Genomic DNA, 10,850 nt, shown 5'->3' with positions numbered 1-10,850 from the left:
GGTCATCCGCAAACACGATGACTTCAGGCGTCGCTACAACACGCTGTGCGAGCGCGGCAAGTGCCCCAAGGTCGCCCTCGTCGCCTGCATGCGCGTCCTCCTCATTCGTCTGAACGCCATGATCCGCCACCAGACCACATGGAGAACGGGCGACCCCCTGTAAGCCTGAACGACAAATCTGCTGCAGACAGTTGCTCCCACCATGCGCGGCATCCGGCCGCACAGCAGATAGAATCCCACCACGATTCCAACAAGCACAGGAGACAACCCCATGCCCCTGCAGCGCACCCAGTTCTACATCGGCGGCCGCTGGACCGATGCGGCCGGCCGCGACGCCATCGAGGTCATCGACCCCAGCATGGAAGCCGTCTACGCCCGCATCCCAGCCGGCACTGAGGCCGACGCCGAAGCAGCCGTCGCCGCCGCCCAGGCCGCCTTCGACGGCTGGTCGCGCACCCCGCCGGCCGCGCGCGCCGCCGCCATCGGCCGCATTGCCCAGGCCCTGGAAGTGCGCAGCGCGCAACTGGCGGAGGCCATCGCCCGCGAAGTGGGCATGCCGCTCAAGATGGCCGCCCGCGTGCAGGTGGGCGGCCCCCTGTGGCACTGGAAGAACTACGCGGCCATGGCCGAAGGCTTCGCATGGGAGCGCCGGGTCGGCCATTCGCTGGTGCTGCGCCAGCCGGTGGGCGTGGTCGGCGCGATCACGCCGTGGAACTTCCCCCTCAACCAGATCACGCTCAAGGTCGCCCCCGCCCTGCTGGCCGGCTGCACCGTGGTGCTGAAACCTTCCGAAGTCGCCCCCATCAACGCCTTCATCCTGGCCGAGGCCATCCACGAGGCCGGCCTGCCGGCGGGCGTGTTCAATCTGGTCACCGGCTACGGCCCCGTGGTGGGCGAAGTGCTGGCCCGCGACCCCCGCGTGGACATGGTGTCCTTCACCGGCTCCACCCGCGCCGGCCGCCGGGTGGCGGAGCTGGCCGCCGCCACGGTCAAGAAGGTGGCGCTGGAACTGGGCGGCAAGTCCGCCGCCGTGGTGCTGGATGACGCGGACCTCGCCACCGCGGTCAAGGGCACCGTCTCCAGTTGCCTGCTCAACTCCGGTCAGACCTGCTCGGCCCATACCCGCCTCGTCGTGCCCCGCGCCCGGCTGGAAGAAGCCGCCCGGATCGCCGCCGAGGCCATGGCGAAGTTCACTCTCGGCCCGGCGCTGGACGAAGGCAGGCGGCTGGGTCCGCTGGTCAGCGCCGCCCAGCGCGACCGCGTGCGCGACTACATCCGCCGCGGCGTCGCCGAAGGCGCGCGCCTGGCATGCGGCGGCGCCGAGCCGCCCCTGGGGCTGGAACAGGGGTATTTCGTCTCCCCCACCGTGCTGGTGTGCGAGGACCCGCACGCCACCGTGGCGCAGGAGGAAATCTTCGGCCCGGTGCTGGTGATCCTGCCCCACGACGGGGACGAGGACGCCATCCGCATCGCCAACGACTCCCTCTACGGCCTGGGCGGCGCCGTGTGGGCCGGCACCGACGAGCGCGCCATCATCGCTGCGCGGCGCATCCGCAGCGGCCAGGTGGACATCAACGGCGGCGCCTTCAACCCGCGCTCGCCCTTCGGCGGCTTCAGGCAGTCGGGCCTGGGACGGGAAGCCGGCGAGTACGGGCTGGAGGAATTCCTGGAATATCAGGCGCTGCAGTTGCGCCAGGGCTGACGGCGCAGCCCGTCAGCCGCCTTCCCCCGCCGCCTCGCGCCTCAAGGCGTCGAGCTGGCGGAGGAAGCCTTCCTTGTCCCGCGGCGAGATCATCACCGATGCGCCGGGCTTGTAGTCGATGCGCAGCCGGTCCAGGGACAGCGCCGGGCTGGACAGGAAACTGGACGTGGGCGTCACGGCGGTGATCCCTGTCAGCGGCACCTGCCAGCGGAAGGGGCCGCATTCGACGCGCAGACTTTCGGCGTCGAGCACATAGCGCGTGCCCAGCAGTATCCACAAGGGCAGGCCCGCACCGAGGCTGAACAGGAGCGCGGACAACCACGAGGCGATAAAGCCGCCGGCCCGCCCCGCCACGAAGCCCGCCCAGACGCACCCGGCCACCGTTCCCACCAGCAGGACGGCGAGCCAAGCGTCGATCTTCGACTTGTAGACGGTCCCCATGCTACCGCCCGGCCAGCGCCCAGACCGCCACGGCCAGCGCCAGCAATGCCGGGCCGACCACACGCAGCGGGCGCGGACGGTAGCTCAGCATCAGGCCGACGATGAAACCCGCCGCCGTCAGCAGGCTCAGCCACAGCACGGTGCCGATGGACGGCCCGCGGGCGGCCAGTGCCGGTACGAGGGACAGGAGCAGCAGCACCCAGCCGGCCAGCTTCAGCAGGCGGCGGCGCCCCTCTTCCGGCACGCGGCCGAAGACCTGGCGGCCATGGCCTTCCATGCCCATGGCGATGGTGGAGAAACCAGCGAACGCCAGCGCGAATGCAAGAAAGTCCATCATGCTTCCTCCGTCTGCAGCACCGCCGGCACCGGCCCGTCGCCGCCTTCGTCCGTACCGCCCGCGGCGGCGGGTTTCTTCGTCCGCCCCGCGCTCCGGGCCACCTTCTCCCGCGGCACGTGCGACGCCACCTTGCGCGCCGCGTGCAGCAGCAGGGCGCCGCACACCAGGGCGCACAGATCGAAGCCCGCCACCTGCCACTGCCCCAGGTAGAAAGCAACGCCCAGGTGGGCGCCGCCGGTGGCCGCATTGACCAGCGGCAGCGCCGCCAGCAGGCCACCGGCCAGGGCCAGTTGCTCGATCCAGGCCTGCTTGTGGCGGCGCAGCAGGGAATGCAGCAGGGTGAGCGACCACACGGTGAAGAAGACGCGGATCTCCCACAGGTTGCGCTCGGCCACCTCCGCCGGAATCAGCCGGTTGGCCCAGAAGTAGGCGCCGATGGCCACCAGCAGGCCGGCGACCGCGGCCACGTTGAGCACTTCCACGAAACGATGGCCGGCGGGAATCTTCCCGTCCGCGGTACGGTCCCTGGCGCGCGAAACCACCCACAGCACCAGCCCGCTCGCCACCATCACCGAGCCGAGCACGCCGGAGGCGAACAGCAGCCAGCGCACCAGCGGCGAGGCGAAGCGTCCCAGATGCACCGCGCTCAGCACGTTGCTGGTGGCGCGCACGCCGGACGGATCGGCCACCGGCGGGGCCTCCAGCGGCGCGCCGGTCACGCCGTCGAACAGCAGCCGCTCGCCCATGGCGCGGTTGGCCAGCCCGTCGCCACGCGCCTGGCGCAGCTCTATGGTGGCCCTGGCGTCGCCGGGGAAGTTCACCGCGATGCTGCCCACGCCCTGCTCCGGCCAGCGTTCCTGCGCCACGGCCAGCAGCGGGCCGATGTCGGCGAGTTGCGCCGGCGTGCCGGACGGACGCGCCGCCGGCTGCTGCTCGCCGCCGCGCATGCCGCGCATCTCCATGAAGTAGCCGCGCTCGTCGCCCGGATAGGCACTCGACGCGGCCGACGGCATCAACTGGTTGCCCAGCAGCAGCAGGCCCGAGAAGGTGATGACCACGTGGAAGGGCAGGGACAGCACCGAACTGGCGTTGTGGCCGTCCATCCAGGAGCGTTTGCCCTTGGCCGGGCGGAAGCTGAAGATGTCCCGGAAGATGGTGCGGTGGATGACGACGCCGGTGATCAGCGCGATGAACATCACCATGGTGGCCGCACCCACGATCCACTGGCCCCAGGTGCGATCGAAGCCGTACAGGCGGTAGTGGAAGCGGTACAGGAAGCCGCCGCCCGCGGTCTGGCGCGGCTCGATCAGTTCGCCGGTGGCCGGGTCCATCGTCGCGCGCTTCATCCCCTGTCCGCGACCGCCCTCGCCGCCCTGCACGCCACCGCCGGACGCGGCGGGCGTCTGTGCGCCAGCCTGAGCCGCGCCGGCTTCCTCCGCGTCGCTTTCCTCGGAGCCTCGCCCTCCCGCACCGCGCGCACCGCGTTCGCCGCGCGCCTGCATGCCCTGAGCCATGCCGCGCTCGCCGAATCCGCGGCGCGGCGCGGCGCCGTCGCCTTGACCGCCGGCGCCGCGTTCGCTCACACCCTCACCCGCAGCGCGTTCACCGAACTCGCCACGCGCACCCTGACCGCCTTCGCCACGGCGCGCAGCTTCGCCGCGCACCGCGTTCTGCTGGCCGCCGGCCGGCTGGCCCGCGGTCGCCTCGCGCCAGGCCAGGCCCGCCACGCCGCTGCGCGAACCCGGCAGCGACACCGTCCATTGGGGCGCGTCCGGCGCTACGCGGGCCAGCGCCTCGAAGGCACGCCTGGCCGTTTCCTCGGTCTCGGCCACCTTGGCGCGGTGGGATTCCGGCTGCATCCACAGGGTGATTTCCGGATGGAAGAAAGACAGCGTGCCCGTCACATACACCGCGAACAGCAGCCAGCCCAGAGGCAGCCCGGTCCAGGTGTGGACCCACTTCATCGATTGGCGGAAAGTCCTCGGCTTGTCGAACCTCATGCCGCACCTCCCGCCGCCGACGGCGCCAGCCACAGCCAGGCGCCGAACACCGCCGCACCCACGGCCAGCCCGGCAGCGGCGCGCAGCAGGGTGGCGGTGGCGAATACCCACATCACCGCCAGCAGATAAACGATGAAGGACAGCATGATGGCCAGCGTCACCGCGTCCACCCGCGGCAGCGGCATGCCCACCGCGAAGGCGGACGCGGCGAGCGCGGCAAGGCCGTAACCACCCAGGATTGCCAGTGCCGAACGCAGCGTCACGTTCAGCACCGGCCGGTGGTCGGCGAAACAGGTCAGGTAATGATGAGTGCTCATTGTCGTTTTCTCTCTCGCCGGGAACCGGCGGGTCTGGTACACGGGGTGCATCCGGCCACATCCGGGTGGATCGCTGCACCGCAGCATTCACCTCCTGGATTCAAATGAGAATGGTACGCATTAGCTCTCTATTTTCTTTGTCAAAATGTAGAAACCTTGCGATAGCTTGGCAAAGCACAGCCCACCTCTCCGGAGGGCACGGCCAGGCCCTTCTCCGCACCCGGCCGTCACGCGGGCTACGCCCTCACCACATCGCCCAAGCCGGAAGCCGGTTTGAAACTCAGGTCCTGACCGCCGTTGCGCACTCGCCCACGATCCGCAACGCAATCTCGTGCATGCCCAGCCATTGCGTCAGCTTTTCCACCGAGGCGTTTTCGCGGGCCGGAACCGGCTTCACGGGATGCACGATCTCCTGATGCATCAACAGTTGCAGGGACTGGAACAGCAGCCCCGGTTGCTCCGCGAAAACCGGCAGGCGGCTCAGCTCGGCAAAGGATGCCTCGCCTTCGGAAAGCCTGTGCAGCAGCGGCGCGAAGACTTCCGCCGGGCCTTCGATGGGGCCTATCGGCGTCGAGAAGGCCAGCGGTCCCTGAAGCGGCTCTTGCACCGGTGCGCCGGGCAGCAGCCCGAACACGATCGCACCCAACTGCGCGAGATGTTCTTCTTTGCCCAGGGCCCTGGGGGTGCGCTGGAAAATATCCATTCTCTGGTGGCTGTTCCTGGCCAGATCTTTGACCGTCTCGACCAGGGCCGGAGCGGCCATCCGATTGACCAGCCCCAGGAGCTTGCCCGGAATGGAGAGGGCCGGGTCCAGGTTGTTGAAAACATCGGCGCTGCCCAGGTAGTTCACGCCCGCCTCGCCGACCTGCTGGTGCACATCCACCGCGTGCTGCGGTTGCCAGTGGTCGGTCAGGAACTCGTGCGCCAGGTGGTTCGGGTCCTTTTCCGTCAATGCCCGCAGCCTGGCCTGGGTGGCGGGTTGGTCGGCAAACAGGCCCGCATCGGCAAGCCGCAGCAGAAGAGCCAGTCCGGCCTGGATCTTTTGCGCCGACGTGCCCTGGAGGTGATGCGAAAGAACATTCAACAGGTTCTGCACCGGCACCATGTCCGTCGAACCGGGATAACACATGTAGTGCAGATAGAAAACCCCGCCGGGCTTCAAATGGCGGGCGACGCTGTCCAGCATGCCGGCCCGGTGCTGCGGCGCAATCCACGACCAGACCCCATGGGAGGCGATGAAGTCGAAATCCGTCTTGTTGCTTCGCGCGAACGCGGCAAAATCCGCGTGGATGAATTCGATGTTTTCCAGTCCGCTCGCCCGCGCCGCATCCCGGGCGGTTTCGAGATGCGCTGCGTTGAAGTCCACGCCGAGGAAACGCCCGCTGGGGTGGCTGGCGGCAGCCACCAGCAGGTTGATGCCGACGCCGCAGCCGAGTTCGCAATAGGTGAAGGGCGAAGTCAGGCCGGGTGCGGCGAAGCCCAGAAAGCGCGTCATGGCGGAAAGCCAGACGGGCAGCATCTCCTTGTAGAAAAAGGCGGGATAGGCGACATCGACCGTATAGCCTTCTTTCCTGTTCATATGGCAATCACCTTGGCATGGCGGAAAGCAAAAGGCCCGGCAAACCCATGGTTGCCGGGCCGTTGCATGAAACCGGTCAGAGCATCAGAAATTCAGGCTCATCGAGGCAATGAAGCGCCTGCCGTCCAGCACGTAAGCATAACCTTCCTCGGGCGCGACCTTCTTGTTGCCCGCGTTGTACAGGCCCAGCTTCAGCTTGACGTCCTTGGTGGCGGTGTAAACCAGGCCCAGGTCATAGAAGGTATAGGAGGGATAACGCACGTTGTTGGTCGCCGAACCGCTGGCATTCACGGTGCGTCCCGAGGTCTTGCCGCGGTAGTTGGCCTGCACCCAGGTGCCCCACTTGGAGTTGATGTCCCAATCCAGCCCGACGTTGAACATGTGCTCGGGAATGTCGTTGAGCGGACGGCCCTTGTTGGTGCCGGACTTCTGCTCGGTCTTGGCGTAGGTGTAGCTGTGGCGGTAGGTGAGGCTGGGGAGAATTCTGTAATCCAGCGTGAACTCCACTCCCTTCAGTTCGGCCTCGTCGACGTTTTCATAGGCCGTGTAGCCGTACTGGTGCGCCGGGTAGACGGTGCCCTTGTAGGTGCACACGGTGTTTTGCGGGCAGATGCGGCCGGTACGGGTGATCTTGTCCTCGAAATCGGTCTGGTAGGCCGTGAGGCTGCCGGAAAGGCCCAGCCTTTGATTCTCGTAGCTTGCCCCGACCTCGTAGCTGCGGGAGGTTTCCGGCTTCAGATCGGGGTTGCCGATCATGACCCCGCCCATGGACGTGCCGCCGAAATCGGGCGCGCTCTGGCGCAGGCTGGGGGCCTTGTAGCCGGTGGTCATCCCGCCCTTCAGGGTCAGGTGGTCGGTCGCCTGATAGACGGCATAGACCTTGGGGCTGACCTGGCTGCCGAAGGCCTCGTTGTCGTCGTAGCGGGCACCGAAGATCAGCGCGAGGTCGTCGATCAACTGCCATTCGTCTTCCGCGAACAGGGAGTACTGGTAACGCTCCATTTCGACGACGTCCGTGGAGGCCACCATGCCCGGAATGTTGACGCCGTTGGTCGCCCCGTCTTCCAGTTTCTCGTTCTTGTAGTTGGCCCCGCCGGTCAGCGTGTGCTTGCCCAGGAAGGCGGTCGCCTGCGTGTTGGCGCTCCAGGAGTCGAACTTGATGCCGTTGCCGGTGGTGGCGTTCCGGCGGGTGGGGTTTTCGGAGGAATCGTAGGTCAGGTAAGAGTTCCACAGCAGGTCCCCATACCGGCCCTCGTGCTGGATGAAGTAATTGTCCCGCTCGTTCTTGGTGTAAGAGTCGTCATCGTCGGCGGCCAGGCTCTTGCCGGCGTTGTGCCACCGTTCCTGCTTGGTGTGGGAAGCACCCAGCGTGATGGTGTTCCGCTCGTCCACCTTCCAGTTGAGTTTTGCGCCCACGTTCCGCTTCTTGAACTCGGGATCGGCCGCCGCCGCGTCCCCGCCGCCCACGAAGTCCGCCTCGTCCTGGTTCTGGAAAGCCCCCGTGAGCTGCATGGAAAGCACGTCTTGAATCAGCGGGACGTTCAGCGCCACGCTGGTCTGGAAACCGTCGTTGGTGACGTCGTTGCCCGAGCCGGACTTGATGTACTCCGTCGTGAGCGCTCCGCTGAATTTGCTGACCACCCGTTTGGTGATGATATTGACGACCCCGCCCATGGCATCGGAGCCATACAGGGACGAAGCCGGACCACGGATGATCTCGATGCGCTCGATGGATTCGATGGGGGGCATGAAGTGGACGGGTGCCCCTGCCCCGCCGCCGTTGAGACCAAACGCCTGGTTGTCCTGCACGGGCCTGCCGTCGATGAGGAACAGCGTGTAGTCCGCGCTCATGCCGCGGATCATGACGGACTGTTCAGTGCTGCCGCCCTGGATGTGGACGCCGGGCACATTCTTGAGCGCATCGGTGATGTCGCTGTACGACTTCTTCTTCAGTTCCTCCGCCGAGATCACGGTGATGGTGGCCGGCGCATCCTTGATGTTCTGCTCGTAGCCGGCGGCGGTTACCGTCACGGTTCCCAGTTCCGTGGTTTCCATTTCCTGGGACTGGGCGGCTTGAGCAACGCACGCCAGCGTGACAGCGATGGTCAGGGGCTTGAGTTTGAACGGCACGGGGACAGACATGAACTTCTTCTCCAAGTAACGGGGGCAGATGGATATCGTTGGCGGTCGTTCCGGCGGCCCCGAAGCGGTAACCGGAAGTAACGCGAATGCGAACAATACGCATTTGCTGTTGTAAGCTTTTGTCAAAGTGTGAAAAACTTGTGACAAAAGGGCCGGACACAATGGCGTCCGGCCCCGGCGAAAGAGGGGCGGGAGACGACGTCGGGCTGCAAGAGCCCGGACACCGACACTTTCGGCGTAGAACCGCGCCGCCCATGGAGCCTTTGCCTTGCCAACAGGAAGAACACGCGTCCTGGTCGTGGACGACCACCAGGAGATTCGCGGCCCGCTCGCTACCTATCTCGGCCGCTATGGGCTGGACGTGAGCACCGCGGCGGATGCCGAGGGCGTGCGGGCACTGCTCGCCCAGCAGTGCTTCGACCTCATCGTGCTGGACGTGATGCTGCCCGGCGAGGACGGCCTGTCCCTGTGCCGCTACATTTACGAGCACCTGAAGATTCCGGTGATCCTGCTCTCCGCCATGGCCGAGCCGGCCGACCGTATCGCCGGCCTGGAACTGGGCGCCGACGACTACGTGACCAAGCCCTTCGATCCGCGCGAACTGGTCGCCCGCATCAAGACCGTGCTGCGCCGGCTGGAGGGTGCGGCGCCCGCCGCGCCCGCGGCCGGCAACGGCGGTTACAGCTTCGACGCCTGGATACTGGACACCAGCCGCCGCGAGCTGCGCCACTGCGACGGCCGCACGGTGGAGCTGAGTCCCGTGGAATACCGCCTGCTGCACGTGCTGGTGGAACATCCCAACACGGTGCTGAACCGGGAGCGCCTGCTGGACCTCACCACCCGGGACGAGGCCACGGTGTTCGACCGCAGCATCGACACCCAGGTCAGCCGCCTGCGCAAGAAGCTGGGCGACGACGCACGCCGCCCGCGCCTGCTGCGCACGGCCTGGGGCGACGGCTACCTGCTGGCCGCCGAAGTGCGCCGTCTGCCCATATGAGGCTGGTGCCGCGCAGCCTGGCCGGGCAGTTGATCGGGCTGTTGCTGCTGGGCATCGCCGCGGCGCACCTGATCGCCATCCTCATCGAAGGCGAAGGCATCCTGCCGCAGGCGCGGGAATACTCCCTCGTCCGCATCGCCGCCGCCTACCGCGCCGTGGAAGCCTGCGCCCCCGACGAAACGCCGGCCCTGCTCGCGGCCCTGGAAAGCAGCGACGCCGTCTACCGCCTGCTACCCGCGCCCCCCGAACTGCGGCCCATGAGCGCAGCGGACGCCGAACTGGCCGCCGAACTGGCCACCTTCGCCGGGTTGCCGCCCGCCGCTGCCATCCACGTTTACGTGCAAGCCGACACGGAGGCCTACCTGCCTGGAAGCCCGCGCTACGGCCTGCTGGAGGCCCGGCTGCGGCTGTCCGATGGCCGCTGGCTCCACGCGAGCCTGCGCCCCCGACTGCGCTCCCAATGGTGGCTGAAGTTTTCGGTGCCGGTCAGCGTGCTGCCGGTGCTGCCGCTGGTGCTCCTGTTCGCATGGCGCATCCTGCGGCCGACCCGCGCGCTGGCCGAAGCGGCCGAGCGCATCAGCCGCGGCGAACGCATCGACCCGCTGCCGGTGACCGGCCCCGTGGAACTGCGCGAAGCCACCGCCGCCTTCAACACCATGCACCAGCGCCTGACCCGCTTCGTCGCCGACCGCACGGCGATGCTGGCCGCCATCGGCCACGACTTCCGCACCCCGCTCACCGCCCTGCGCCTGCAGGTGGAACTGCTGGAGGACGAGGCGGTGCGCGCACCCATGCGACGCATCATCGACGACATGCGCGACATGATCGACGAGACGCTGCGCTTCGCCCGCGACGACAGCGTGCGCGAACCCACCCAGGAGGCCGACCTGGCCGAACTGGTGGCGCACGTGGGTAGCCGGTGCCTCGAGCTGGGCCAAGCGGTGAGCTGGGCCGTACCCGGCCCGGTGCCCTACCGCTGCAGGCCGCTGGCGCTGGGACGCGCGCTCGCCAACCTGGTGGACAACGCGGTGCGCTACGGCGGCACGGCACGCATCCGCCTCGACGCCCCTCCCGCCGGCGACAGCCTGCTGATCACCGTGGACGACGACGGCCCCGGCATCCCCGAGGACTGGCTGGAACGCGTGTTCGAGCCCTTCGCCCGCCCCGCCCCGGCGCGGGATATGGACACGGGCGGCATCGGACTGGGGCTGGCCATCGCGCGCTCCTGCATCGCCGCCCACGGCGGCGAGATCCACCTCGCCAACCGCCGGGAAGGCGGCCTCACGGCCACCATTGCGCTGCCGGCCTGAAGGCGTCCGGCCGGCGGCGCAAAAC

General features: G+C 67.8%; 9 protein-coding genes. 3 read left to right on the top strand and 6 right to left on the bottom strand.

The features are described 5' to 3' along the window. Positions 1-271: 271 nt before the first annotated feature. Positions 272-1,702, top strand: coding sequence for an aldehyde dehydrogenase family protein (locus E6O51_RS13220; RefSeq protein ID WP_136385459.1), 1,431 nt, complete (start codon positions 272-274; stop codon positions 1,700-1,702). 12 nt (positions 1,703-1,714) lie between these two features. Here E6O51_RS13220 and E6O51_RS13215 read toward each other — a convergent pair whose 3' ends face one another. From E6O51_RS13215 to E6O51_RS13190, 6 genes are all read right to left on the bottom strand, one after another. Beyond that, on the bottom strand, positions 1,715-2,143 hold the full coding sequence (locus tag E6O51_RS13215) for a PH domain-containing protein (RefSeq protein ID WP_136385458.1): 429 nt from the start codon (positions 2,141-2,143) through the stop codon (positions 1,715-1,717). A gap of 1 nt (position 2,144) precedes the next feature. Then, complete coding sequence (locus tag E6O51_RS13210) at positions 2,145-2,480, bottom strand: DUF3325 domain-containing protein (RefSeq protein ID WP_136385457.1); 336 nt, start codon at positions 2,478-2,480, stop codon at positions 2,145-2,147. Next, the gene (locus E6O51_RS13205; RefSeq protein WP_211091400.1) at positions 2,477-4,444 is read right to left on the bottom strand and encodes a PepSY-associated TM helix domain-containing protein; all 1,968 of its coding nucleotides are present in this window, start codon (positions 4,442-4,444) and stop codon (positions 2,477-2,479) included. The genes E6O51_RS13210 and E6O51_RS13205 overlap by 4 nt, the downstream gene beginning before the upstream one ends. A gap of 32 nt (positions 4,445-4,476) precedes the next feature. Beyond that, a complete protein-coding gene (locus tag E6O51_RS13200; protein WP_136385455.1) occupies positions 4,477-4,797 on the bottom strand; it encodes an iron transporter in 321 nt (106 codons plus the stop codon). 280 nt (positions 4,798-5,077) lie between these two features. Beyond that, positions 5,078-6,376: a class I SAM-dependent methyltransferase gene (locus E6O51_RS13195; protein ID WP_136385454.1), complete on the bottom strand. Its 1,299-nt coding sequence runs from the start codon at positions 6,374-6,376 to the stop codon at positions 5,078-5,080. Positions 6,377-6,460: 84 nt separating this feature from the next. Next, positions 6,461-8,518 carry a TonB-dependent receptor domain-containing protein gene (locus E6O51_RS13190; RefSeq protein ID WP_136385453.1) on the bottom strand — a complete coding sequence of 686 codons (2,058 nt, stop codon included), beginning with the start codon at positions 8,516-8,518 and terminating at the stop codon, positions 6,461-6,463. A gap of 298 nt (positions 8,519-8,816) precedes the next feature. Here E6O51_RS13190 and E6O51_RS13185 point away from each other — a divergent pair, with 298 nt between their 5' ends. Together E6O51_RS13185 and E6O51_RS13180 are read left to right on the top strand one after the other, a co-directional pair. After that, on the top strand, positions 8,817-9,515 hold the full coding sequence (locus tag E6O51_RS13185; protein WP_230976788.1) for a response regulator: 699 nt from the start codon (positions 8,817-8,819) through the stop codon (positions 9,513-9,515). Continuing rightward, the gene (locus E6O51_RS13180; RefSeq protein WP_211091399.1) at positions 9,512-10,825 is read left to right on the top strand and encodes an ATP-binding protein; all 1,314 of its coding nucleotides are present in this window, start codon (positions 9,512-9,514) and stop codon (positions 10,823-10,825) included. Before E6O51_RS13185 ends, E6O51_RS13180 begins: the two co-directional genes overlap by 4 nt. Positions 10,826-10,850 lie beyond the last annotated feature (25 nt).

The sequence above is a fragment of the Pseudothauera rhizosphaerae genome (assembly GCF_004801305.1).
Taxonomy (GTDB): Bacteria; Pseudomonadota; Gammaproteobacteria; order Burkholderiales; family Rhodocyclaceae; genus Pseudothauera; species Pseudothauera rhizosphaerae.
The sequence above is the reverse complement of the archived record's forward strand: the minus strand, read 5'-3'. Positions and strand labels throughout refer to the sequence as shown.